This window comes from Pseudomonas sp. GL-B-19 (assembly GCF_019956415.1).
Classification (GTDB): Bacteria; Pseudomonadota; Gammaproteobacteria; order Pseudomonadales; family Pseudomonadaceae; genus Aquipseudomonas.
Window position 1 is genome coordinate 160,074 of sequence record NZ_JAHBDK010000053.1, and the last position, 23,356, is coordinate 183,429.

General features: G+C 56.9%; 23 protein-coding genes. 9 read left to right on the forward strand and 14 right to left on the reverse strand.

Annotated elements, in window-relative coordinates; all coding sequences use genetic code 11:
- The first annotated feature begins 48 nt into the window (after nt 1-48).
- Both KGB06_RS21190 and KGB06_RS21195 read left to right on the forward strand, forming a co-directional pair.
- The gene (locus KGB06_RS21190; RefSeq protein ID WP_223519359.1) at nt 49-939 is read left to right on the forward strand and encodes an ATP-binding protein; all 891 of its coding nucleotides are present in this window, start codon (nt 49-51) and stop codon (nt 937-939) included.
- Nucleotides 936-1,418: a GAF domain-containing protein gene (locus tag KGB06_RS21195; RefSeq protein WP_223519220.1), complete on the forward strand. Its 483-nt coding sequence runs from the start codon at nt 936-938 to the stop codon at nt 1,416-1,418. The genes KGB06_RS21190 and KGB06_RS21195 overlap by 4 nt, the downstream gene beginning before the upstream one ends.
- On the opposite strand, the gene KGB06_RS21200 is transcribed toward KGB06_RS21195, so the two are convergent.
- The 8 genes from KGB06_RS21200 to KGB06_RS21235 form a co-directional block, all read right to left on the reverse strand.
- Entirely contained in the window at nt 1,419-4,367 is a 2,949-nt protein-coding gene (locus KGB06_RS21200; RefSeq protein WP_223519222.1) for an HD domain-containing phosphohydrolase, read from the reverse strand.
- 49 nt (nt 4,368-4,416) lie between these two features.
- Nucleotides 4,417-8,061, reverse strand: a complete 3,645-nt coding sequence (locus KGB06_RS21205) for a transporter substrate-binding domain-containing protein (protein WP_223519224.1) — start codon at nt 8,059-8,061, stop codon at nt 4,417-4,419.
- 8 nt (nt 8,062-8,069) lie between these two features.
- A complete protein-coding gene (locus tag KGB06_RS21210) occupies nt 8,070-8,696 on the reverse strand; it encodes a response regulator transcription factor (RefSeq protein WP_223519226.1) in 627 nt (208 codons plus the stop codon).
- A gap of 245 nt (nt 8,697-8,941) precedes the next feature.
- Nucleotides 8,942-9,346 carry a response regulator gene (locus KGB06_RS21215; RefSeq protein WP_223519228.1) on the reverse strand — a complete coding sequence of 135 codons (405 nt, stop codon included), beginning with the start codon at nt 9,344-9,346 and terminating at the stop codon, nt 8,942-8,944.
- A 161-nt stretch (nt 9,347-9,507) separates the two neighbouring features.
- Nucleotides 9,508-10,839 (reverse strand): deoxyguanosinetriphosphate triphosphohydrolase, encoded by a 1,332-nt coding sequence (locus tag KGB06_RS21220; RefSeq protein ID WP_223519229.1) that lies wholly within the window; start codon nt 10,837-10,839, stop codon nt 9,508-9,510.
- Between the two features lie 223 nt (nt 10,840-11,062).
- Complete coding sequence (locus KGB06_RS21225) at nt 11,063-11,404, reverse strand: hypothetical protein (protein ID WP_223519231.1); 342 nt, start codon at nt 11,402-11,404, stop codon at nt 11,063-11,065.
- Nucleotides 11,401-11,790 (reverse strand): phage holin family protein, encoded by a 390-nt coding sequence (locus KGB06_RS21230; protein WP_223519233.1) that lies wholly within the window; start codon nt 11,788-11,790, stop codon nt 11,401-11,403. The genes KGB06_RS21225 and KGB06_RS21230 overlap by 4 nt, the downstream gene beginning before the upstream one ends.
- 1 nt (nt 11,791) lies before the next feature.
- Nucleotides 11,792-12,106 (reverse strand): YqjD family protein, encoded by a 315-nt coding sequence (locus tag KGB06_RS21235; protein ID WP_140670943.1) that lies wholly within the window; start codon nt 12,104-12,106, stop codon nt 11,792-11,794.
- 303 nt (nt 12,107-12,409) lie between these two features.
- On the opposite strand from KGB06_RS21235, the gene KGB06_RS21240 reads away from it, so the two are divergent.
- Nucleotides 12,410-13,618, forward strand: a complete 1,209-nt coding sequence (locus tag KGB06_RS21240) for an ammonium transporter (RefSeq protein WP_223519235.1) — start codon at nt 12,410-12,412, stop codon at nt 13,616-13,618.
- Nucleotide 13,619: 1 nt separating this feature from the next.
- Here KGB06_RS21240 and KGB06_RS21245 read toward each other — a convergent pair whose 3' ends face one another.
- Nucleotides 13,620-15,332 (reverse strand): cation:proton antiporter, encoded by a 1,713-nt coding sequence (locus KGB06_RS21245; RefSeq protein ID WP_223519237.1) that lies wholly within the window; start codon nt 15,330-15,332, stop codon nt 13,620-13,622.
- 208 nt (nt 15,333-15,540) lie between these two features.
- Between KGB06_RS21245 and KGB06_RS21250 the strand changes: the two genes are divergently transcribed.
- From KGB06_RS21250 to KGB06_RS21260, 3 genes are all read left to right on the forward strand, one after another.
- Nucleotides 15,541-15,777, forward strand: a complete 237-nt coding sequence (locus KGB06_RS21250) for a glutaredoxin family protein (protein ID WP_223519239.1) — start codon at nt 15,541-15,543, stop codon at nt 15,775-15,777.
- Between the two features lie 169 nt (nt 15,778-15,946).
- Nucleotides 15,947-16,264 carry a transcriptional regulator gene (locus KGB06_RS21255; RefSeq protein WP_223519241.1) on the forward strand — a complete coding sequence of 106 codons (318 nt, stop codon included), beginning with the start codon at nt 15,947-15,949 and terminating at the stop codon, nt 16,262-16,264.
- A gap of 71 nt (nt 16,265-16,335) precedes the next feature.
- A complete protein-coding gene (locus tag KGB06_RS21260; protein ID WP_223519243.1) occupies nt 16,336-17,226 on the forward strand; it encodes a pseudouridine synthase in 891 nt (296 codons plus the stop codon).
- A gap of 66 nt (nt 17,227-17,292) precedes the next feature.
- Here the strand turns inward: KGB06_RS21260 and KGB06_RS21265 are convergent, their stop codons facing one another.
- Together KGB06_RS21265 and mobA are read right to left on the reverse strand one after the other, a co-directional pair.
- A complete protein-coding gene (locus KGB06_RS21265) occupies nt 17,293-17,514 on the reverse strand; it encodes a YgdI/YgdR family lipoprotein (RefSeq protein WP_223519245.1) in 222 nt (73 codons plus the stop codon).
- A gap of 71 nt (nt 17,515-17,585) precedes the next feature.
- A complete protein-coding gene (gene mobA, locus KGB06_RS21270; RefSeq protein WP_223519247.1) occupies nt 17,586-18,191 on the reverse strand; it encodes a molybdenum cofactor guanylyltransferase MobA in 606 nt (201 codons plus the stop codon).
- Between the two features lie 81 nt (nt 18,192-18,272).
- Between mobA and moaB the strand changes: the two genes are divergently transcribed.
- Both moaB and glp read left to right on the forward strand, forming a co-directional pair.
- A complete protein-coding gene (gene moaB, locus KGB06_RS21275; protein WP_223519249.1) occupies nt 18,273-18,812 on the forward strand; it encodes a molybdenum cofactor biosynthesis protein B in 540 nt (179 codons plus the stop codon).
- Nucleotides 18,796-20,022 (forward strand): gephyrin-like molybdotransferase Glp, encoded by a 1,227-nt coding sequence (gene glp, locus KGB06_RS21280; RefSeq protein WP_223519251.1) that lies wholly within the window; start codon nt 18,796-18,798, stop codon nt 20,020-20,022. Before moaB ends, glp begins: the two co-directional genes overlap by 17 nt.
- Before the next feature lie 63 nt (nt 20,023-20,085).
- Here glp and KGB06_RS21285 read toward each other — a convergent pair whose 3' ends face one another.
- Nucleotides 20,086-20,394 carry a hypothetical protein gene (locus tag KGB06_RS21285; RefSeq protein WP_223519253.1) on the reverse strand — a complete coding sequence of 103 codons (309 nt, stop codon included), beginning with the start codon at nt 20,392-20,394 and terminating at the stop codon, nt 20,086-20,088.
- A 322-nt stretch (nt 20,395-20,716) separates the two neighbouring features.
- On the opposite strand from KGB06_RS21285, the gene yegS reads away from it, so the two are divergent.
- Nucleotides 20,717-21,634: a lipid kinase YegS gene (yegS, locus tag KGB06_RS21290; protein WP_223519255.1), complete on the forward strand. Its 918-nt coding sequence runs from the start codon at nt 20,717-20,719 to the stop codon at nt 21,632-21,634.
- On the opposite strand, the gene KGB06_RS21295 is transcribed toward yegS, so the two are convergent.
- Together KGB06_RS21295 and KGB06_RS21300 are read right to left on the reverse strand one after the other, a co-directional pair.
- Nucleotides 21,618-22,277 carry a response regulator transcription factor gene (locus KGB06_RS21295; protein ID WP_223519257.1) on the reverse strand — a complete coding sequence of 220 codons (660 nt, stop codon included), beginning with the start codon at nt 22,275-22,277 and terminating at the stop codon, nt 21,618-21,620. The genes yegS and KGB06_RS21295 overlap by 17 nt on opposite strands.
- On the reverse strand, nt 22,274-23,167 hold the full coding sequence (locus tag KGB06_RS21300) for a sensor histidine kinase (protein ID WP_223519360.1): 894 nt from the start codon (nt 23,165-23,167) through the stop codon (nt 22,274-22,276). Before KGB06_RS21300 ends, KGB06_RS21295 begins: the two co-directional genes overlap by 4 nt.
- Between the last annotated feature and the right edge of the window lie 189 nt (nt 23,168-23,356).

Consider the following 23,356-nt stretch of genomic DNA (forward strand, 5'->3'; position numbering starts at 1 on the left):
TCGTCGCTGTATCGCCATCATCACTGTGAACGTGCCCGAGGAGAAGACGTGGACGCTCGATTGAATGCTTTTCTTGAACGCGCCGATGCTGTTTTGGCCCGTATCGAGCCGCTGCTGCCCGCACCTCGACAAACCATCGACTGGAACCAATGCCTGGCCGCGCGCTGGCAGCGCGAGGGGCGCAGCGGTTTTCTGTTGCCCCTGCACGTCAGCCTCGACATGCGTCTGTCCGACCTGATCGGTGTCGACCGGCAACTGGAGCAGTTGGGGCGCAATACCCAACAGTTCATCGACGGCATGCCGGCCAACCACGCTTTGCTCTGGGGCTCGCGCGGTACCGGTAAATCGTCGCTGGTGCGTGCCTTGCTCGCCGAACATGCCCACGCCGGTTTGCGCCTGATTGAGATCGAGCGCGATCACCTGGCGGACCTGCCGCGAGTGGTCGAGCAAATCGGCAAGTTGCCGCAGCGCTTCGTGTTGTTCTGCGATGACCTGTCGTTCGAGTCGGGCGAGGGCGATTATCGCGTACTCAAGAGCGTACTCGATGGCTCCCTTGAACAGGCACCGGATAACGTTCTGCTTTACGCCACCTCCAACCGTCGTCACCTGGTGCCGGAAAAGGAAAGCGATAACGAAAACTGGAAAAGAGTCGACGGCGAACTGCACCCCAGCGAGGCGGTGGAAGACAAGATCGCGCTTTCGGACCGCTTCGGTTTGTGGCTGTCGTTTTATCCGTTTACTCAGGAACATTTCCTCAACGTAGTCGAACACTGGATCGGTCAACTGGCCGATAAAGCCGGGCTTGAGTGGCAGCGTAACGAAGAGTTGGACATCCTCGCGGTGCGTTGGGCCACGGGCCGAGGCAATCGCAATGGTCGTTGCGCCTATCAATTTGCCCGCTATTGGGTCGGGCTCAAGCTGTTGGAGCACAAAGCATGATTGATTTACAGAAGAGCGGCCAAGGCCTGGATGGTTACGGCATGTTGTGGGCGCAGCTGGAATCGTTGCTGGCGGACGAGCGTGATTTTATCGCCAATGCTGCACAGTTCTCGGCATTCCTGTTCAACCAGCTCGATGACCTGAACTGGGCCGGTTTCTACCTCAATCGTAACGAAGAACTGGTGCTCGGTCCTTTCCAGGGGCAAATCGCCTGCGTGCGGATTCCATTTGGTCGCGGCGTGTGCGGGACGGCTGCGTCGACCTTGCAGACTCAATTGGTTGAAGACGTGCATGTATTTCCCGGGCATATCGCCTGCGACAGCGCATCGAACAGCGAACTGGTTGTTCCGTTGGTCAAGGACGGTCGATTGGTCGGTGTGCTGGACCTCGACAGCCCAAGACTGGCGCGTTTTAGCGCTGAAGATCAGGCCGGTATCGAGCAGCTGGCGGTGATTTTTCTGCGCCTGACCGATTGCTGATCATGCACTCAAGCCTGCCCTGACCAACAGGCTTGACCGGTCAACAACGTCAATCTGCTGAGGATCGAGGAATCGTTCTGCGTACTGCAAATATATGTGTGCGTTGATGAACAGCCCGAACAACTCCGGGTCGATGTGGGCGTCACGGCACATGTTGGCCATGATGCCCAAGGCCTCGCTCAAGGTTTTGGCCTTCTTGTAGGGGCGATCGGCAGCGGTCAGCGCTTCGAAAATATCGGCAATCGCCATCATGCGTGCCGGCAGGCTCATTTCTTCACGCTTCAACTGTTTGGGATAACCGGTGCCGTCCATTTTCTCGTGATGGCCGCCGGCGATTTCCGCGACGTTGTTGAGGTGCTCGGGAAAGGGCAGGCGGCTGAGCATCAGGATCGTCTGCACCATGTGGTGATTGATGATGTAACGCTCTTCGCGAGTCAGCGTGCCTCGGGTAATGCTCAGGTTGTAGAGTTCGCCACGGTTGTACTTGTAGTGCGGTACTTCGAGCTTGAATCCCCACGGATTGCCATCCGGGATCAGTTCGCTTTCGGCACGTTCGAACAGGTGCTCGGGTTTGTCCGCGAGCAACGGCTCGCTGACGGGCAGCGTCGGCGCCGGCGTTCGTTCCTGGCGGCGGTTCTCCTCCCATGAAACCCCGAGCCGATCATCCAGGGTTCGGGTCCAGGTACGTTGAGCAATGCCGCGCAAACGTTGCAGGTCGGCTTCGGCCATGGCTTCACCGCCCAGATTGCAGTGGGCGATGAACACGAAATCATCGTCCAGTCCCGCCAGAATGGCATTGCGCAATTCGGCCAGGTGATGCTCGTCACCCCCTTGGGCAATGGCCTGCCAATAATTGATCCAGGCATCGCGCTTGAGCACTTCGAAACGCATGCGGATTTCGTGGATGCGGTCGTTCAGGGTTTCAAGTTTGGTGGCCTTGTCGACCACATACTCAGGGGTGGTGACCTTGCCACAGTCGTGCAGCCATGCCGCGATGTGCAGGGCTTCCCACTCATCTTCCGTAGGCTGATAGCCGCTGAAGGCCGGCTCCTGACTGGCGGCAGCAGCCTGAGCGAGCATCAGCGTCAACGCCGGCACCCGCTGACAATGCCCGCCGGTGTAAGGACTTTTGGCATCGATCGCCCCAGCCAGCAGTTGTATGAAAGAGTCCAGCAACTGTTTCTGTCTGGCTTGCAGGCGCTGGCTTTCAATACTCACCGCCGCCGCGCCTGACACCGCCTGGAGAAACGCAATGCGGTCCGGGCGAAGCTTTTCCAGGTCGTGTTGTGTGCCGCTGTCGGCCAGCAAGAGGATCAGCAGGCCGACGGTTTCGTTATGCCGGTTGTGTAACCGGATACCGATCAAATGAACCCGTGGGCTTTCCAGCGCAAGCACCACCTTTTGCAGGTCGGCGGCGTTTTCGAAGTTCAGGCTGGTGACGACATTGTCGGCGTTCGACAACTGCTGCATCCACTGAGGGCTCTGCGGGTTCTGGAGTTCGTGGCCGTGAATCCCGAATGCAGGTAATGCCTGGGCGGTCTCGTTGATAACCAGGCCGTGAGGCTCCATGCGGTCGCTATCCTGTTCGCGCAGGTAAATCAGACCCGCCTGAGCCTGCCCGATTTTCACGGTTTCGAACAACACCCGTTGCAGTAACGGGGCGAAACGGGTCTCGGCACTCAGGCTGTCGGTGATCTGGAAAAAGCTCGCCAGGGTGTCCTTCATGCGCGCCATCGACACGCTCAGTTGGTCGACTTCCAGCACGGGTGAGCGTTGGCTGACAGGAAAGTTGAAATTGAAACTGCGGATCGCGTCGGCTTCCTGCACCAGTGAACGCAGAGGCTTGACCAGAACTCTGGAGGTGAGCCACCCCAGCGGCAGGCACAGCAGCAACGTTGCCAGAGTGATCACTGCGCCTTGCCAGCGCATGCGATAGGCATCGACGAGCAATTCATCTTCCGGCACCAACAGCGCCAGCTGTAATCCTTCAGGCCCGCCTTCCTTCATGCTGCTGCGGGCCACAATCCATTGGCGACCCGCGGTGTCCAGGCGATTACCTTCTGGCGGACGGGTGAGCAGGGCACCGAGTGCCGGATTCAAATCGGCTGCCTTGATCAAGCGTACGGTCTGGTCGTCGACGATCAGCCTGTTGCTGTCGGGATAGGCAACGGCATTGCCTTCGCCATCGAACAGCACGATTTCTGTGTGCGGGGTCACCACATGTTTGGCCAGCGTCGCCGACAGTTCGGCGAGGGTGAGGTCGGCGCCCATCACTGCGTTCGCGCCGCTGCGCCGGGCCAGGGTGGTGCCAACATCGTGAGTGGAGAAAAATACATAGGGTTCGGTGGTGATCTGGTCCTCATCGCTGCGAGCGCTGCTAAACCAGGCGCGTGTGCGCGGATCGAAGGTTTCGTCGGGGGTATCCTGGCGGTCGATGAGGGCCAGGTTCTGATCAAAAAACAAAGACTGGGACCGCACCTTTCCACCGCCGGCCGGGTGTTCGATGCTCCAGACTTGATAGGCCGCCGTGTCCGGGGCATTGGTGAGAGCTTTCACGGCCGGGATGCGCAGAGGACGCACCATGAAAAAGTCGCCATTGCTGTAACCCAGATACAGCGAGGCCAGGTTGGGATTGTCTTTGAGCGACTGGCTAAAGGGTTTCAGCAGCGCGAGCCGTTGCTCCAGCGCCGACGCTTCGGTCGCCGGGTTGTCCACTAGCAAGCTCAACAGGTGGCGGATCGGTACATAGGTGGCTTGCAGATCCAGCCGGACATCCTGCTCGATCCGGTTGAAGAGTTTTTCGCTGCTGGACAGGATGATCTGCGTGGTTTGCCGGTAATTGAAAATGCCCAACACCACGCCCGTTAGCAGCAGCAAGAAGGTAAACATCACGCTGATATGGACGTGTAACGGAAATCGGCGTTGATCGGAGCGCAGTGAGCTTGGCATTACGGGTCTCTCCATGAGGGTGAACACACTGCTCAACGCTCAAGCATAGTTAATGCTCCATCGTTCTGCTTTTGTCGTTATGCCCTATTTGTTGTTGCAAGGCTTGCTCCAGTTCGAGCATGGCGCGCTCGATGGCTTTAGTGCAGTTGGCTACGGTTTCGGGGTGGAACACTTCATGGCAGGCGATTTCGAGCGCTTCACAGCTGTCGATCAATCGACACGCGTGGACGATTCGGGCCGCCCCCTTGATTTTGTGAGCGAAGTCGAGGAAAGACTGGCGGTCCTTGCACTGGGACAGCGCCCGCAATTGCTCACGGTCCAGACGATTGCTTTTCAGCAGTTCGGACAACAAGCGGTGATCCAGCTTCGGATTACCGCCGGTCAGCAGTTGCAGCCCTTCGAGGCTGAACGCCGGGTCGCGGGCGATCGGCTTGATACGTTCAATCCACTGCCTCAAGGCCGTCAAACTGAGGGGTTTGAACAGGCAGTCGTCCATCCCTGCCTGTTTGCAGCGTTGTATTTCTTCCGGCTGTGCATTGGCGGTAAAACCCAACAGGGTGCAGACCGCGCGCGGCTGTTGCTGTTCGTATTGACGAATTAGCCGGGCCAATTCGTAGCCGTTCATGATCGGCATGTTGCAATCAACAATGACCAGATCGAACTGTCCGTGCTTCCATGCCGCGAATCCGGCCTCGCCCTCTGCTGCTGCGCTATAGCGATGCCCCAAAAACTCCAGTTGCTGACACATGAGCAAGCGATTGGCCGGATGATCGTCGACCACCAGGACGTTCAACGGGGTTGAGGTAGGCTGAATAGACGCTTCGACGGTTTTCGGCAACAGCTCTGGTGGCAATGTCGCCAGATGCAACGATATTTCGACTTGAGTGCCGGCACCGGGCTGGCTACGCAATTGCAGGCTGCCGCCCATCATCTCGCACAGCGTGCGACTGATCACCAGACCCAGCCCAGCGCCCCCTCGGGTCGACTGCGCACTATGGGTCGCCTGAGCGAATGGCTCAAACAAACGCTGTTGATCCTGCTCGCTGATCCCCATTCCGCTGTCCTTGACCTGCACGCGCAGCAAGACCCGCTCGGGCTCGTCAGAGGCCTGTAACTCAACCACAATCAGGACCTGACCCTGTTCGGTAAACTTGATGGCGTTGCTGACCAGATTGGACAACACCTGCTTGAAGCGCATCGGGTCTAACAGGACATCGGTTGGCGGATGGGCAGGACTGAAGTCCAGCAACAGGCGCAGGTTTTTCTGCCGGGCGAGCCCGTCGAAGATCCTGACCACCGATGCCACCGTTTCACCCAGGTTGACGCGCTCCGGATTCAGACTCAGATGCCCGGATTCGATGCGCGCAATATCGAGAATGTCCCCGATCAGTTCCAGCAGGTCTTTCGCCGAGTTGTATGCGACGTCAATGGCGGGGCGGTCCGGATGAGCCGGCTCGATACGTTTGAGGGTCAGTTCCAGCATGCCGATGATTGCATTCATCGGGGTGCGGATCTCATGGCTCATGGTCGCCAGAAAAGTGCTTTTGGCTCTGTTCGCTTCATCGGCGCGTTCCTTGGCCGCTCGAAGATCTTCGAACAGTTGTCGCCGCTCGCTGATGTCGATCCAGCCGCCAATGATGCCCTGCACTTCACCGCTCGAGTCCCGGTAAGGTAGAACCCAGTGATAAATCGTCAGCTTGCGACTGCCGATTTGCAGGGTGCGGTCGAGAATCAACGGTGTACCTTCACTCACGACGCGCTGATAGTCAGCCTGATATTCCTGAGCCTCGAACGCATTGCTCATACTGCCCTGAATGACACTTTTGCCGATGACGTCTTCGTATTTCGTACTGAAGGCTTCCAGGTAACTGTCGTTGCAGCTTTGCAGCAATCCCTGTCGATCACGCACGTAGATTGGATGAGGTGTGCCATTGACCAGTGATCTCATGAACTCAAGTTGATCATTCAGCGCGAGCTCGGCCGCCTGACGCTGTTTTATCTGGCGACGCATGTAAGCGTTCCAGGCAACAGAAATCAGCAGTAGCACACCAACACCAATCACCACTTGATAGAACACCCGGTGATAGCTGCGCCAGGTGTTTTGCGTAGTCGACGAGTATCCCCGCCAGCGGCTGTTGATAATGCCCAGCTCCTGCGGGGTAATGCTCAGCAATGCCTTGTCGAGGATGGCGCTCAGTTCTTTGGCATCACGTCCTGTTGCCAGGGAGAACGCAGCCTGCTGCGTGCCAAGGGTGGAACTGATCTGAAGGGGCTGCTCGAAGATTCTGGATGAGATGAAGTAGTTGGCGATCACCAGCGAGTTTACGGCGCCTTCAGCCTGCCCCTCTGCAACTGACTGCACGGCACTGAAGGTGTCTGGGGTTTCGATCAGATTGACGTGCGGGAACTCGCGACGCAGGTAATCCACCATCGGATTGCCTTGGGCAATCGTCAGGCGCTTGCCCGAAAATTGCGTGAGGTCGGTCGGGGTGTCGGCCACTTTGCGTGTCAGCAGGACAAAGGAGTTTTCCAGGTAGGGGCGGCTGAAGTTCAGCAGCGTTTCACGTTGTGCGCTGGGCAGCAGGGCGGCAATCAAGTCGGCCTGATGATGACTGATTCGCTCGATCATCTCGTCATCGCTTCGGCTGCGATGGATCTCGAAGCGCAAGCCGGTGCGCAACCTGATCAACTCGAGCAGGTCGGCGGTAACACCTCGAAAGTTGCCTTCATCGTCGAAAAACGTCAGCGGCGCAAACGCCTCATTGACCACCACGCGAACCACTGGATGTTGCGCCAGCCAGCGTTCTTCGCGACCGGTAAGTTGCAGCTTGTGATCGGTGAGCAGGATGTCACTGCCTGCACTCCAGCGTTTGGCGATGTTTTCTCGCTCGCTGGTGGGAGTGGCATTCAGAGTCGCGTTGATGATCCCAAGTAGTTCCGGGTTGTTCTGGTGCACGGCAAAACTGAATCCGTGGACTTCGTGTTTACCGAAGTTGGCCATCCGGACGTTGTTCAGGTAACCCTTGTTAATCAGGTAATGGGTTGAAATGGTGTCACCGAGAAAGACATCAGCCTGGTCGAACGCGACAGCGTTGATTGCATTCTGGTAAGAGGGGAAGGTTGAGATAATTGCCTTTGGATACAGGGATTGGACTTCTTCCATCGGCAAGTAGTGGTACACCATGCTCAACCGCAACCCGGCCAGGCCATCGTTCAGGGATCGGGTTTCTCCTTCTCGTGTCACCAGAACCGGTTGGTCCGCAGCGTAAGGTGTGGAAAGCACAATGTCGGCGTTGCGTGCCTCAAACCCATTGGCACTGCCAAGCATATCGACCTCACCGTTTTCCAGCGCTTCGATCGCGTTTTCTCGGGACGCGTAGCGCTGAACCTTGATGGGCAGGCCGGTGACCTTGCCAAGGATGCCCGCGTAATCGGCAGTGAAACCTTCATAGTCGCTGCCGCTGTTGGTCAGGTCGAAAGGCGGGTAATCGGGGGCTGAAGTGCCCAGAGTCAGTTCACGTTTGTTGTTGAGCCATTGCCGTTGTGATTTATCCAGTTGGACTTCCATGTGACCGGCCATTGAGCGACTGAGCAGGGTGTAATGCTCGCTGGCGGAGTGTGTCGCAGACACTGAGGTGCTCAGACATAAGCCTGCAGTTATCAGTATTAGATAATCCTTTATACGACTGGGCATCCGGGCTCTCACACTAAGGCGTTACGTTTTGCCATATCGATGAGTTCAACCAGTGATTTGGCTTTGAGTTTTTGCATCAAGCGCTTTTTATAGGTGCTGACTGTCTTGTTGCTGAGGAACATGCCCTTGGCAATTTCCTTGTTGGTACGGCCTTGTGCAAACAGTTGCAATACCATCAACTCCCGGTCGTTGACTGCTTTGAAGAGCTCCAGGTCGGCGTATCGCGTGTCATCGCTACGGACAGGATTCAACGCCTGACTGGGGAAGTAGTTGTAGCCTGAGAGCACCGCCTTGATGGCACTCACCAGTTCACTGAGGTCTTCCTGTTTGCATACATAGCCCGACGCGCCGGACTGCATGCAGCGAATGCCGAACAATGTCGGGCACTGAGCCGTTAATACCAGGGTTTTTAACGGGGTACACATGGCGTTGAAACGGGAGAGAACTTCCAGTCCGTCCAGTTTGGGAATGCTGATGTCGAGAATGACCAGGTCCGGCATGCATTCTCGAACCATCTGCATGGCGTCGACCCCATTATCAGTTTCGCCGACGACTTTATAACCCTCATGTTCGAGCAACATTCGGACGGCAAGACGGATAACGGGGTGATCGTCGACAATAAAAACGGAGTTCATAATCAGATCCCATGCGAGCTCAAATAAAGCGCGCACCATAGCTCAGATAGTTGAGGGGGCGCATGAACCGACAGGCAGATAGCAGTGATATAGGAAAAGTCCTACAGTCGAAGAGGAATCGGACTACGGTCTAACTAGGTTTTGAATGAGGATCAATAAAAGTATTGTATTAAGTGGTGGGGTGATTGTGGTGTTTATTTTAATTTGGTTGTATGTGTACTAAATGTATTTTTAATAGTGGGTTTTTATAGCGAAGCCCGAGTCAACAGGTTTCTAAAGTCTGATTGTTTCAATGGTTTTATCAAGTAGCCCAGCAAAGGTAGATTGTATTCATCGGCCGTTTTTTTAAGTTTGTCCAGTTCGCCGGGTGTCAGGCTACTCAGGAGTATCGCCTGCTTGATCATTCCCCGGCGGCTGGCGAGTTCGATCAAGTCGAGGCCTGTGAGGTCAGGCAGACATTGATCACACAGGAGAATGTCGAAGGGGTGCGAAGACTCAAGCATCTGGTGCAAAGCGCTCTCTGCACTGTCCGTAGCGGTGAGTTGGGTGAAGCCATAACTCTCAAGCAGGTATTGGGTCGCTTTAAGCTGAAAGGGATGATCTTCCACCAGCAAGATGCGCCAATTGTGTTTGGACCTGACATTTTTCATGCTTGATCTGTCGATCAGAGTGGAAGGTGATTATTGCGCGAGCAGGGAGAGCAATCGATCAGTCGGCTCTGCACAAGGTGTAGGGCGATTCTGTTGGTGCTGAAGTGCGAATGAATATCGAACCGCTCCTCAGACGATCTGAACAGCGGGTCGATGGGCATTTATCCGCGGTTTGAACGACCGGTCATTTCCAGGGCCATTTCACTGGCGTAGCTGTCAGTCATGCCGGCGATGAAGTCGATCATGCGCAGGAATGAAGTGTGCAAAGGACCGCGAGGATCGGGCGCATTGTTGCCCAGCAGGTCGAGGATGCGGCGATTTTTGAACGACGGCGTTCGACCGTTGTGTTGTTCCAGTGCCGCCCCGCAGAAAGCGTTCAGAAGAATCTCCAGCGTGGTGTAGGCGCCGATTTCATGCAGCGTCTTGCGTTTGTCCTGGAAGATTTTTTTTCTGGCCATGTCTTTGGCGTTCAAGACGCAGCGCTTGGCCGGGCCATGCATGTGCTCCACCAAATCGCCGGGTAGCGTGCCGGCCAGCAAGGCATCCTGTTGTTCGACGAAGGCGCGAGCAGCGGCATTGGTCAGATGCTCGATGGCTTTTCCTCGCAGAATTGCCAGCTTGCGTCGACGCGAATCCAATGGGCCCAGTTGGCGATAGGTTTGCGGAAGATCGTCGCCCACAAGGTTGAGCAGCAAAGACTCGACTTCGGCGTACTCCAGCAACTCCATTTCCAGGCCGTCTTCCAGGTCGATCAGCGCGTAGCAGATGTCATCGGCGGCTTCCATCAGATACACCAATGGATGGCGTGCCCAGCGCTCCTCCTCCAGTTGTGGCAGGCCGAGTTTATGGGCGATCTGCTCCAGCAACGGCAGTTCGCTCTGATAACAGCCGAACTTGTGCTTCTTGTAGCCCAGTGAGTCAGCGTGTTTTGCCGTCCAGGGATACTTCAGATACGTACCCAGTGTGGCGTACGTCAACCGCGTACCACCGTCGAACTGGTGATACTCCAATTGAGTGAGGACGCGGAAACCTTGGGCGTTGCCTTCGAAGTTCAAAAAGTCATTACGTTCGACTTCGCTCATGTCATCCAGCCAGCCACGGCCCGCGGCCTGCTGGAACCAGTGACGGATGGCGTCTTCGCCGGAGTGACCGAAGGGTGGATTGCCGATGTCATGGGCCAGGCAGGCCGACTGCACCACCATCCCCAGATCACTCGGATCGCACCATTCGGGCAAGGCGCTGCGAATGGTTTCACCGACACGCATGCCCAACGAGCGGCCGACACAGCTGACTTCCAGCGAGTGGGTCAGGCGCGTGTGGATGTGATCGTTGCTGGTGACCGGATGGACTTGGGTCTTGCGTCCCAGCCGGCGAAAAGCGCCTGAGAAAATAATGCGGTCATGGTCTTTATGGAAAGGACTGCGACCGAGTTCTTCCGGGCTGTGCAGAGGTTTTCCGAGGCGTTCGCGGGTAAGCAGGGTTTGCCAATCCAAGGCGGGTCTCTCCGTCAGGTGACTGATCCCTTAGCCTAGAGCCCGGCGGCGTCGATGTCGATGAGCAGCAGTCGCTCACCATTGTCGAAAAACTGCCCGGTGGTGAGGCAAAGTTCTTGTTTTTGGATTCGCATGGTCACCGGGTAGGCACACAGGATTGAACCCCTCGATAAAAGAGGTTCATCCCGGTGGTGTGGCTAGAATGCAGCCAGAGAGTGGCTATTTAGTCTTTACGCGAATTGCTTTGCAGGACCAGCTTGATCAGGGGCCCGAGGCTGGTGCCCAGACGAACCAGGCGAGTGAGGCTGCTGACGCCGCCGTTTCTGGTACTTTTTCCGGTCAAAAATCCCAACAGGGTAACCGCCGCCACGCCCCAGAGCGGGGCGTGCTTGATGCCAAAGCTGCTCTGGAAGTCTTGCGACATCCCGCGTATCCGCTGCAAGGGCAGCAGCAGTTCCCTGGATTCGTGGCGAATTTCCTGACGGTGCATTTCCATGCGCAGGCGAATCAGCGCCTTGCGCATTTCCGTACGCGAGCTGTTGTGCGGCAGTTCAGGCAGGCTCATGGCAGCAGGCGCTCCCGATCATTGGCCAATTCTTCCAGGGTGCCATGGAAGGGCGAAGACTCATCGAAGATCGCCGCTTTCAAACGGAACGCACAGAATATGGAGGCAAGGGCATAGAACACACAGAGCCCGATGATGGCGGGCAGGCGATAGGTGTCCCAAAACACAATCATCACCAGAGCCGACAACCCCACCAATAGCAGCAATGCAAAGACCAGCGCCAGGCCTGCAAACAACAGCAGGCTTACGGTGCGAGCCTTTTGCTCCTGCAACTCGATGCCAAACAGTTCGACATGGCTGTGCAACAGTCCGAGAAAAGCGGCCCCCAGGCGCCGCGATGAAGCGCTTGTGCCCGTCGCAGACGAGCTGGATTCGCCGATAGACATATCAGCGCCGAGAAGCTAACAGGCCAATGAGGAAACCCACCCCGGCGGCAATCCCGACTGATTGCCATGGGTTGGCCTGAACGTAATCCTCGGTAGCGGTAACGGCGGCCTGACCGCGCTCGCGTAACGAGTCTTCGGTCAGCTTCAAGGTTTCCCGGGCACGCAACAGGCTGTCGTGGATCTGGTTGCGCAGCTCATCAGCCTGATCGCCGGCCAGGGTGGCAGTGTGTTCCAGCAACCGTTCGGTGTCGCTGACCAGTGTTTGAAAATCGTTCATCAGGATTTCTTGAGCAGTCTTTGCCTTGATGCTGGCCATGGGTGGATCTCCGTAGTGGCTTCTGATGGGTTCGAGTATGAGCCTTGCGTGAAGGTTCAGTACAAATGACTGGTACAACTTTTGCTATGTCGTGGTGCGTTCCCGGCGCCGCTGCGCTGTTGCCGGGCATGAAATCAGGAAAACCGCTACTCAAACAATTAAAACTCGCGCGAAGGTTTCGATCTTTTGCGCCAAAGCGGTTCACGGGGATCAACGGTTCGATCCGGATAAGCCGCAACTTGGTGCGTACATCGCCCGCGCGAACCGCTTTGGTGCTTTTTCAGCCTTAAGGTCTGCCAATCCATGGAAAATCTGCAAAGTGCTGTGGACAGTCTGGTCCACAGCTCCAACACACTGTTCATCCTTATTGGTGCAGTCATGGTGTTGGCCATGCACGCCGGTTTCGCTTTTCTTGAGGTCGGCACGGTTCGGCAAAAGAACCAGGTTAACGCCTTGTCGAAGATTCTCAGCGACTTCGCCATTTCGACTTTGGCCTACTTCTTTATAGGCTATTGGATTTCCTATGGGGTCACCTTTCTGCAACCGGCGGCGGTGATCAACGCCGACCATGGTTACGGGCTGGTGAAGTTCTTCTTTCTGCTGACCTTTGCAGCGGCCATTCCGGCGATCATTTCCGGCGGCATCGCCGAGCGCGCCAGATTTGTCCCGCAGTTGTGCGCGACCGCGCTGATTGTGGCGTTCATCTATCCCTTTTTCGAAGGGATGATCTGGAACGGCAATTATGGTTTGCAAGCGTGGTTGCTGGCGCGATTCGGTGCCAGCTTCCATGATTTTGCAGGCTCGGTAGTGGTCCATGCCATGGGCGGCTGGTTGGCACTCGCGGCGGTATTGTTGCTCGGGCCACGACAAGGGCGCTATCGCGACGGTCGCCTGGTGGCGTTTGCACCATCGAGCATTCCCTTTCTCGCGTTGGGCTCGTGGATTCTGATAGTGGGCTGGTTTGGCTTCAACGTCATGAGTGCCCAGACCTTGCAAGGCGTGAGCGGGTTGGTGGCGGTGAACTCGCTGATGGCCATGGTCGGTGGAACCATGGCGGCGCTTATCGTCGGGCGCAATGACCCAGGCTTTTTGCACAACGGCCCACTGGCCGGACTTGTGGCCATCTGCGCCGGTTCCGACCTGATGCACCCCGTGGGCGCTCTGCTGACCGGCGCCATTGCCGGGGCACTTTTCGTCTGGTGCTTTACCGCGGCGCAGGGCAAATGGCATATCGACGATGTGCTGGGTGTGTGGCCTTTGCACGGTCTGTGTGGCGTGTGGGGCGGAATTGCCTGCGGGATTTTTGGCCAGACGGCCTTGGGCGGCTTGGGTGGGGTGAGTTTGGTCAGTCAGTTGATCGGCACTTCTCTGGGTGTGGTTGTGGCGCTGGCCGGTGGTTTTGCGGTGTATGGAGCGATCAAGGCGTTCCATGGGCTGCGCCTGAGTCAGGAAGAGGAGTATTACGGCGCGGACTTGTCGGTACACAAGATCGGCGCCGTCAGTCAGGACTGAATCACTTCTCTGCATCTTCGGCCCCGGGATAAAAATCGTGCAACATCCGGTAGCGATCATGTCGTATCTGATCAGCCCGCTCCTGTACCTGATGGGCGGGCAGTCCCAGCATGATCAGTGCATGGGAGGCGAGCATCAGGCTGGACTCCAGCAGTTCCGGTACGACTTCGCTGGCGCCGGCCTCTTTCAATTCGGTTAACTGGCTGTCGTCCCGGGTACGGACCAGAATCGGCACACTCGAATTGACCCTGCGTGCCTCCTTGAGTATCTCCAGCGCGATGTCGGTCTGGTCCACCGCGATCACCAACAGTTTGGCGCGGGCCAGTCCTACGGCAACCAGTAATTCACCTCGACGCGAGTCTCCGTAATGTACGCAGCTTTCGCTGACGGCCGCTTCCTCGACCCTTACCGAATCGTGGTCCAGTGCAATGTAAGGTTGCTGCTGTTGGCGTAGACAGCGCCCGATCGACTGACCAACGCGCCCGTAACCACAGATGACGACATGCTTGTCGAGATCGGCGTTAAGCGCGCTGATTTCTTCGAGTTGTGCTTCCTTGTTGGACTTGCGATGCAGGTGCTTTGCGATAGACGGGGCTGCGCGCAGCATCAGTGGCGTGACCAGCATCGAACAGAACGTAGCGGCCAGCAGCAGGCTGCCGAGTTGCGCGGGTATCAGATCGCTTTGTTGCATCTGCGCTATCAGTGCAAAGCAGAACTCACCCCCCTGGGCCAGTGCGAGGCCGCTGCGCCAGGCGGTTTCGCCATCGCTGCCACGCCATTTGACCAGCAGCGCCACCACGGTGCCCTTGATCAGTAGCAATCCCAGTGTCAGGCCAAGGATCAGCAGGGCGTGGCTGGCGAACAAATTCAAGTCGATCAGCATGCCGATGCTGACGAAGAACACCCCGAGCAGAATGTCGCGAAACGGGCGGATATCGGCCTCGACCTGATGCCGGTAATGACTTTCGCCCAAGAGCATGCCGGCGAGAAACGCGCCCAAGGCGGGGGAAAGACCCAGTAGGTGAGTCAGCCAGGCCGTCAGCAAAACAATCACCAGCGCCAGCAGTACGAACAGTTCGGCAGAGCGGGCGGCGGCGACTTCATGGAACAATCTTGGTAATAGCCAGCGGCTGACCAGCAGCAGACCGACGAACAACACCACGGTCTTCACCAGTGTCAGAGGCAGCGCCCAATACCAGGCCTGATCACTGTTGCCGGCGAATACGGGCACCAGGGTCAACAGCAATACAGCCACTACGTCCTGAAACAGCAATACGGCGATGGCATTCTGGCCATGACTGCTGAAAATCTCGCCAAGGCTGGTCAGCTCCTTGCTGACAATGGCGGTGGATGACAGCGCCAGTCCCGCACCCAGTAACAGCGCGGCGGTCACCGGCATCCCGAACATCATCAGCAAAGCACCCAGCAGCAGTCCGCTTGCAAGCACTTGCAAACTGCCAAGACCAAACACTACCCGGCGTAGTGCGATCATTTTCGTCAGGGAGAACTCAAGACCGAGCGAGAACAGCAGGAACACCACGCCTAACTCGGCAAGGTAGGGCAGCCCTTCGCTTTGTTTTACCCAGTTGAAGGCGGTCGGGCCAACCATTAGCCCCACGCACAGATAACCCAGGACCGGGGGCAATCGCAGACGCTGGAACAGCGCGATGACCACCAGCGAAGAAACGAGAATAATCAAGAGATTGGCAAACACAAAACACTCCGCTGATAGACGCTGGCTACTCAAGCGTAGAAGCAAAAAAAACGTGAGCATTGCTTAAATGGCACAAGCGGCGACTGATTTGCATCAGGGTTATACCGCCCGCCCTTGCGATTCATCCTCCAGGGCAGAAGATTCAATGGCTCGACGGTTTTTCGGGGCAGGCCTAGAATAGTCACTTAATTTTTTCGGTTGAGCGCTCATGCTTCCTGAATGTCAGCTGTTCGGCACCCTGGGGTGCCATCTCTGTGAAGTGGCCGAAGCCATGCTGATGCCCTTTGTCGAACACGGTCTGCTGGTCGAACTGGTAGATATCGCTGACGATGAAACCTGGTTCGCAGCCTACAGTCTGCGCATTCCTGTCTTGCGACGAGTCGACACCGGCGCTGAACTGGGTTGGCCATTCAGTGCCGAGCAGGTTGTGGCGTTCTTGCGTTAAGCGGTTTTCGTGCTGGCGATGACCCCGCCTGTCAAACTTTGCGATTGATGCCCTTGGCTTAATCTATGCTCTTCGGATACTGTATGCGCATACAGCTATCGTGGTGCTGCCTCGTTATCCCGGGTTTTCGGGTTTGCGCAGGCAGTTCCGGGCGTGAGAGGGATGAATCGTGGTCAATGTCGAACAATTGAAAAACAGCGTGAACCGGATGTCGATCGATGTTGTGCGCGAGGCTGTCCTCGAGTTACGTCTGGACGGTCTGGTGACGGAGGGAAAAACACCCTTCAACAAACTGCATTTCAATACCTGTTTCGCCGAAATCGAAGCGTTGTTCCAGCGGGCGGGTTACCACCGGCAACTCGATGTCGTGGGCTATCAGGGGTTGTTGTACGCGCTTTACGATCCCGCTCGCTGGGAAGCCGTCGATGTACTGCGCTGGCTCAAGGAGTTCACTGACGCGGCGGCGCGCACACAGATTCCGGCATGAGGATTCTCTGCTAGGTTCGACTCGGCCACTGTTGGATAATGCCGACCTGTATTGAGGGTCAGAACTTTCGTATGTCGACTTCATCTTTTTCCGCTGCACACAACCAGGCCAGCACGCTCTACTTGCCGCCAGGTTCGTGGCAGACCGTTATCGATTGCCTGTGTGAACACTTCAGCGCTATTGGTCGTGAACAATGGCTGGACAGAGTGGCTCGCGGTCGGGTGCTCGACGGGCACGGAATGCCGATCGCGGTCGATCTGCCTTACAAGGAAGGCCTGCGGATTCATTATTTCCGTGAGGTGCCGGACGAAAAGCCGATTCCGGTAGTCGAGTCGATCCTCTATGCCGACGAGCATCTGGTGGTTGCAGACAAGCCGCATTTTCTGCCGGTGACGCCGGCAGGCGAGTATGTGGAACAAACGCTGCTGCGAAGGTTGATCCGTCGACTGGATAACCCACATCTGGTGCCGCTGCATCGCATTGACCGGCATACGGCAGGGTTGGTTCTGTTTTCCGCCAACCCGCAGAGCCGTTCAGCGTATCAGTCGTTATTTCCGACACGACAGATTGAAAAGCGCTACGAGGCAATTGCCGCTGCATTGCCTGAACGGGCCTTTCCTTTGGTACATAAAAGCCGACTCATCGATGGCGAACCGTTTTTCCGCATGCAGGAAGGTCCGGGTGTCAGCAATACCGAGACAGCAGTCGAGGTTCGGGAAAAGAACGGAGACCTCTGGCGATATGCGCTTTACCCGGTGACGGGCAAGAAACATCAATTGCGCGTGCACATGACAGCGCTGGGCGCGAGTATTTGCAATGATCCGTTCTACCCGCAGGTGCTCAAGGACGTTGAAGATGACTACGCCAACCCGCTGAAACTGCTCGCTCAGGGCTTGCGGTTTGTGGATCCGGTCACCGGCCAGGAAAGGGTGTTTGAAAGCACCATCACCTTGCAGTGGTGAAAAATCCCGGTCACGAAAAAGCCCGCATCAAGCGGGCTTTGTCGCATCTGGCAGGTGCAGTAACAATTACAACTCTTTAACGGTGCGAACCTGATCCTTGTTGATGCGAGTTTCCTTGCCATCCAGCTGTTCGAATTCGTAGAAGCCCGACTTTTCATCATACGATGGCGTGTCGATGGCCTGGATTTCGCGACCGTCATTCAAGGTGATCACTGACGGCGATGCACAGCCCGCCAAGGTCGCTAGGCCCACTGCGAGCATAAAAGTGGCGAGGGTCCGTTGAGTCATGAGCGTGTCTCCGAATAAGAATTCTTTGGTTGCTGGGCTTGAGACGTATACAACGCACGCAAGTTCCTTGCCTAGTGTCGTTCTGACTCGGAGTGTGCGCTTAACAGTTCCGGGGTATTGAGGTTGGCCAGTCGCGGGTCGTTGTCTACACATTGTAGTGCGGTGGCCTCCAGTTTGCGCATGAGGCGTCCCGGGCTGCGTTCACCTTCATTCCATGCCGTGTCGAACGCCGAGCAGAGTGCGACAGGGATAATGCACAGCAACGGTTCCCAGTGTGCGCCCTGGCGCAGCATCAACGGTTTGTCCGGATGCTGGCGGGCGGTTTCGCGCATGCTGTGGAGCAGGGCGGCATTGATGCGAGGTACGTCGCAGGGCAGCACCAGCAGAAGAGGATGGCGGGCCGCCTTGAGGCCGGCGCGAATACCCGCCAAGGGTCCAGGGAAATCGCCTTCGTCGTCATGGACCATTTGATCGGCGTAAGGCGCGTATTTGTCCAGGTTCCTGTTGCACGAAATAATCAGGTCATCGCTCAGATCGCGGGTCTTGCGATACAGGTGCGCGATCAGCGGCTCGCCGTGCCATTCCAGCAAACCCTTGTCCTGACCGCCCATGCGTTGGCCACGACCGCCAGCCAGGAGCAAAATGGAGCAAGGCGGCAATGGTGAGTCAGGGGGCATGGCAGGTCTCCATGGGGGCGCTGAAAAAGTGAAGCGCTGTGATATAACACCGAGCTGTTTTTCCTACAACTGGACGAGCCTATGAAAGCCAAGGCTGATGTACCTTTCGCGCCGCTTAATATCGCGGTGCTGACGGTCAGCGATACCCGAACCCTGGAAACCGATACGTCAGGACAGGTTTTTGTCGACGGTTTGAGCGCCGCCGGTCATAACCTGGCCGCTCGGGTTTTGCTTAAAGATGATCTCTACAAAATTCGCGCGCAAGTCGCCAACTGGATTGCCGATGAGGTGGTGCAGGTGGTGCTGATCACTGGCGGTACCGGGTTCACCGGACGGGACAGCACGCCAGAGGCGGTAAGTTGCCTGCTGGACAAACAAGTTGATGGTTTTGGTGAGTTGTTCCGGCAGATTTCTGTTGCCGATATCGGCACTTCGACCGTGCAGTCCCGGGCGCTGGCCGGTTTGGCCAACGGTACGCTGGTCTGTTGCTTGCCGGGTTCGACCAACGCCGTGCGCACCGGCTGGGATGGCATTCTTGCCGAACAGCTGGATGCGCGCCATCGCCCCTGCAATTTCGTGGCTCATCTGAAGCAGGCGGCACCCTGTGAATCCCGCGGGTAAGCCGGGTAAAACCGGAAGCCTGATGCCTGTCGAGGTGGCGCTGGCGCGTCTGCTGGACATGGCAGAAGCCTCGCCCATCCGCGAGCGTGAACGCTTGCCGGTGGCGCAGGTTCAGGGGCGCGTGCTCGCCGATGACTTGGTTTCGAACCTTGATCTGCCACCTTGGCCGAACAGTGCCATGGACGGCTACGCCTTGCGTGTCGCTGACTGGACGGGAGAACCGTTGGTGGTCAGTCAGAAGATATTTGCCGGTCAGGCGCCCGAACCGTTAAAGCCCGGTACCTGCGCCCGAATCTTTACCGGTGCGCCTGTGCCAGCAGGCGCCGACTGTGTCGAGATGCAGGAAAATGCCGAGGTTCAGGCGGATGAGCGAGTACGGTTCCTCGAATCCATGAATCCGGGTCAAAACATCCGGCCACAAGGTCAGGAAACCACGGTTGGCGAGCTTGTCTTGTCGGCCGGCACACGGCTTGGGCCTATCGAGCAGGGCTTGGCGGCATCGCTGGGATGCGCTGAGCTGGACGTGATTCGCAAGGTTCGTGTTGCGGTTCTCTCAACCGGAGATGAATTGGTTGAACCGGGCCAGGCCCTCGGCCCAGGACAGATCTACAACAGCAATCGCGTATTGCTGTGCAGTTGGTTGCAACGCCTGGGCTGTGAAGTCATCGATGCCGGTATTCTTCCTGATGATTTGGTGACCACCCGTGCCCGCCTCGGCGAGTTGAAGGATGTTGATCTGATCCTCTCCACGGGTGGGGTGTCTGTAGGAGAAGCCGATTTCCTGGGCATGGCCTTGCGCGAAGAGGGCGAGCTCACGCTGTGGAAACTCGCCATCAAACCGGGCAAGCCGCTGACATTCGGGCATTTTCGTGGCGTACCTGTGATTGGATTGCCCGGCAACCCGGCGTCGACACTGGTCACTTTTGCTTTGTTGGCAAAGCCCTATCTCCTGCGCCGTCAAGGTGTAAAAGAGGTTGAGCCGCTGAAGTTTCAGGTGCCGGCCGGGTTCGTCTGGCCTAAGGCTGGTAACCGACGAGAGTACTTGCGTGGTCGTCTGGAGAATGGCCGGGCGATCATTTACAAGAATCAGAGCTCAGGTGTACTTCGCAGTGCCGCCTGGGCTGATGGCCTGGTTGAGGTGTTGGAAGATCGCACGTTGATCGAGGGTGAATATGTAGTTTTCATTCCTCTGAGCGAAGTCTTGAGCTGATCTCGCGATGTCTCTTTGCCGCAAGCCCGGTAAATTTGCCGGGTCTTGCGTGTATGACTAACGCTAACGAAGCAGAAGTGTCACGACCTGGTCGAAGCGGCTATTGGCAACCCAGCCCAACAGCCCGAGGACTACAGCGGTTCCGCCCGCCGAGTAAGCCAGTCTGTGCTTGATGGACTTGACGTCATTGCGCACTTCATCCATGTCTCTTCGGATGTATTTCAGATGGGTCTCCAGTTCAATGACGCGAGGTTCCATATCAACTCCTGAAGCGGGTTTTGCGTTGTTGTTGAATTCAGCCTGATGATTGGCGCGACTTTCTGCGAACGGCGTTACCGGGCTGAGCGGCAACTTGATGTCATGAGTTTGCATGGAGAAAACCGCTCCTTGCGTCAATGCCGTTTGGGTAGCCGAAACCCGTATTGCGTGCGTTTTTTGTAGCCCTTGAACGGGGTTTACTCATTGCTTGCACATCCCTGTGTCTTTGCTGTTGATGACAGATAACCGCTGACATCAAGGTGTACCAATCGCCCCGGTTGGTCAATTGAGCCGATTCCTCACATATCGTAAGAAAACTTCCCGCCCTGTAGGACCGCAAACCTGCACGCCTCGAAAAATCTCAACGCCTTGCGACCTTTATAGGGGGCAGTGAGGTCAACATCTCCTGAATGAATTTCAATCAGGAGCTACGACAATGAGTGAGCGCAAGGCGCTGTTGATTCTGCATGGCAAGCAGGCACTCAACGAGGAGGTCCGCGCGGCCATCGAAGGTAAGCGCAAGCAGGGTTGGGATCTGGCGGTCCGACTGACTTGGGAGGCGGGGGACGCGCAGCGGTGGGTGGAAGAAGCGTTGAGCGCAGGCTATACGCAACTGATTGCCGGCGGCGGTGATGGCACATTACGCGATGTTGCCGAGGCCATAGCCGCGCACCCGAATCAGGCCAGCCTGGTCTTGATGCCATTGGGCACTGCCAATGATTTTGCTCGCGCAGCGGGTGTGCCTCTAATACCGGCTCTGGCCCTGGACCTTCTGGAGGCTGCGCCGCACGCTATCGATCTGGGGGACGTTGGAGGGCAGGTCTTTCTGAATATGGCCACTGGCGGTTTCGGCAGTCAGGTCACAGCCAATACGTCGGAAGACTTGAAAAAAATCCTTGGTGGTGCCGCGTATCTGTTTACTGGTCTGTCACGTTTCAGCGAGTTGCACGCGGCATATGGCGAGTTGCATGGGCCGGACTTTTATTGGCGCGGAGAGCTATTGGCACTGGGTATCGGCAATGGTCGGCAGGCGGGAGGTGGGCATGTGCTATGCCCGGAGGCGCTGATTGACGATGGTCTGCTGGACATCAGTATTTTACCGGCCCCTCAGGAAGTGGTCGGAACCTTGAAAACCCTGCTTGCCGATGGTTTTGGCATCGACAACATGTTTGTGCGCGCCCGTTTGCCCTGGGTCGAAATCAAGGTTTCGGAAGGTCTGCACATCAACCTTGATGGCGAGCCTCTGGAGGGCGATAGCCTGCGTTTTTCTGCGCGTGCCGCGGCATTGCGTGTGCATTTGCCGGAGAACTCACCGCTGTTGAGTGCAGCGCTGTCAGTTAATCGTCCAGACTGATGATTTGTTCGCGTACGGCAAACAGGACCAGACCGGCCACGTCGTAGATCTGCAGGCGTTTCATGATCTGCGAGCGGTGGGTTTCAACGGTCTTGATGCTAAGGCCCAGGCCATTGGCGATTTCCCGGGTGGATTTTCCACGAACAATCAGTCGCAGGATTTCCAGTTGCCGTGCCGTCAGGTTATGTGAGTCGGACGTTTCCGGTTGCTGTTTCTGGTTGCGGATCAATGCCTGATTGATGACTGTGTGGGCGATGGCAGGGCTCAAGTAGCGTTCGTTATTGCGCAAGGCATCCAGGGCATGTTCCAGCTCGGTGGCCGTGGTGTCTTTGAGCAAATAACCATGGGCGCCGGACTCAAGCGCTTGCATGATGAGTGCTGGATCGGTGTGCATCGACAGGATCAGCACCTTGCTTTGCGGGCGCACCCGCTTGAGTCGCTGCATGGCTTCAAGGCCGCCGGTCACCTTCATGGAGATATCCAGCAAAATAATGTCAGGCGAAAGCTTCTCGACCATCTCGAGTAAATGCGAGCCGTCATCGGCCTCGCCAATGACCGCGTAGCCGGGAATATCCAGCACCAAAGCGCGCACGCCTGCCCTAATCAGTGAGTGGTCATCCACCAGAAGTAAGTTACAAGTCAATGTAAAACCTTATTCGTACTGGCCCGCTCAAGCGCACGGGGCGCCCAGGGGAAGAGTGCTTCGATTTGAGTGCCTTTGCCCGGTTCGCTGGTCACGGCCAAGGTCCCGCCCAACTGATCGATCCGTTCCCGCATCCCGGCCATCCCCCGCTGTCCTTCTCGACCGGGGTCAGCCGCGGGTGCGAAACCCAGGCCGTCGTCGCTGATCGATAGTTCCAGGCCTTGGGGTGTACGTTGCAGGCGGACCAGCAGATTTTTCGCTTCGGCGTGACGCAGAATGTTGGTCACTGCTTCCTGGGTAATTCGAAACGCTGCCACCGCCATTTCCTCCGGTATGCCGGTCAAGCGTTGATGGCATTCCAGGCTCCAGTGCATTGATGTATTGGCCAGGGTCTTGAGCAGATGCGCACGCAGACTGGCTTCCAGTCCGAGGCTCGCCAATTGCCTGGGATTAAGGATGGCCGAGACGTCACGAACCTTGGTCAGGGTTTCTTCCAGTGTGTCGCAGAGCACTGAGCACTGGCCTTGCATTTCTTCAGGCATCCGCCGTTTGAGCCATTCACTTTGAAGTTTTGCGGCTGTCAGCAACTGGCCAATATCGTCGTGCAATTCTCTACTGAGCCGATGGCGTTCATTTTCCTGAACTTCCAACAGTCGGTCCGCCAGCTCCTGCGGCTCAAATCTTATTGACGTACTCGAGAGACGATGTTGCACCCAGACGCAGGCCAACGCCGCGATATTGAGCACCAGCACGCTCAGCGGAAGGGGAGCGGACAGACAGAAGACCAGTAGGCTGCCAAGGGCTGAAACGGTGCACAGCAACAACGTGAAACGTCGCGCGTTTTTCTGGGAAGGTGGCCATAGGATGACTGACTTGAGGCTGGCGTACATAGCGGATGGAGCCAATGAATGTTCGCTGCGGGCAGACCGGCCATAGGGCTGACGGGTCTCTGTCTGAAAATCTATAGTGGCTCGTCTTGAGCAGAGTACGGTGCAGTGGTGAAACTACAGCCATTGTCTGTCTGCTTTCATCCGATCACACTTGGCCAATAATTGGCGTCAACTAATGGGCGGCATAAT

Bases quoted from the DNA above. Each gene is read 5' to 3' on its own strand.
- KGB06_RS21195 (WP_223519220.1), top strand. From the start codon at position 936: ATGATTGATTTACAGAAGAGCGGCCAAGGCCTGGATGGTTACGGCATG.
- KGB06_RS21200 (WP_223519222.1), bottom strand. From the start codon at position 4,367: ATGCCAAGCTCACTGCGCTCCGATCAACGCCGATTTCCGTTACACGTC.
- KGB06_RS21205 (WP_223519224.1), bottom strand. From the start codon at position 8,061: ATGCCCAGTCGTATAAAGGATTATCTAATACTGATAACTGCAGGCTTA.
- KGB06_RS21210 (WP_223519226.1), bottom strand. From the start codon at position 8,696: ATGAACTCCGTTTTTATTGTCGACGATCACCCCGTTATCCGTCTTGCC.
- KGB06_RS21215 (WP_223519228.1), bottom strand. From the start codon at position 9,346: ATGAAAAATGTCAGGTCCAAACACAATTGGCGCATCTTGCTGGTGGAA.
- KGB06_RS21225 (WP_223519231.1), bottom strand. From the start codon at position 11,404: ATGAGCCTGCCTGAACTGCCGCACAACAGCTCGCGTACGGAAATGCGC.
- KGB06_RS21230 (WP_223519233.1), bottom strand. From the start codon at position 11,790: ATGTCTATCGGCGAATCCAGCTCGTCTGCGACGGGCACAAGCGCTTCA.
- KGB06_RS21235 (WP_140670943.1), bottom strand. From the start codon at position 12,106: ATGGCCAGCATCAAGGCAAAGACTGCTCAAGAAATCCTGATGAACGAT.
- KGB06_RS21240 (WP_223519235.1), top strand. From the start codon at position 12,410: ATGGAAAATCTGCAAAGTGCTGTGGACAGTCTGGTCCACAGCTCCAAC.
- KGB06_RS21250 (WP_223519239.1), top strand. From the start codon at position 15,541: ATGCTTCCTGAATGTCAGCTGTTCGGCACCCTGGGGTGCCATCTCTGT.
- KGB06_RS21260 (WP_223519243.1), top strand. From the start codon at position 16,336: ATGTCGACTTCATCTTTTTCCGCTGCACACAACCAGGCCAGCACGCTC.
- KGB06_RS21265 (WP_223519245.1), bottom strand. From the start codon at position 17,514: ATGACTCAACGGACCCTCGCCACTTTTATGCTCGCAGTGGGCCTAGCG.
- mobA (WP_223519247.1), bottom strand. From the start codon at position 18,191: ATGCCCCCTGACTCACCATTGCCGCCTTGCTCCATTTTGCTCCTGGCT.
- moaB (WP_223519249.1), top strand. From the start codon at position 18,273: ATGAAAGCCAAGGCTGATGTACCTTTCGCGCCGCTTAATATCGCGGTG.
- KGB06_RS21285 (WP_223519253.1), bottom strand. From the start codon at position 20,394: ATGCAAACTCATGACATCAAGTTGCCGCTCAGCCCGGTAACGCCGTTC.
- yegS (WP_223519255.1), top strand. From the start codon at position 20,717: ATGAGTGAGCGCAAGGCGCTGTTGATTCTGCATGGCAAGCAGGCACTC.
- KGB06_RS21300 (WP_223519360.1), bottom strand. From the start codon at position 23,167: ATGTACGCCAGCCTCAAGTCAGTCATCCTATGGCCACCTTCCCAGAAA.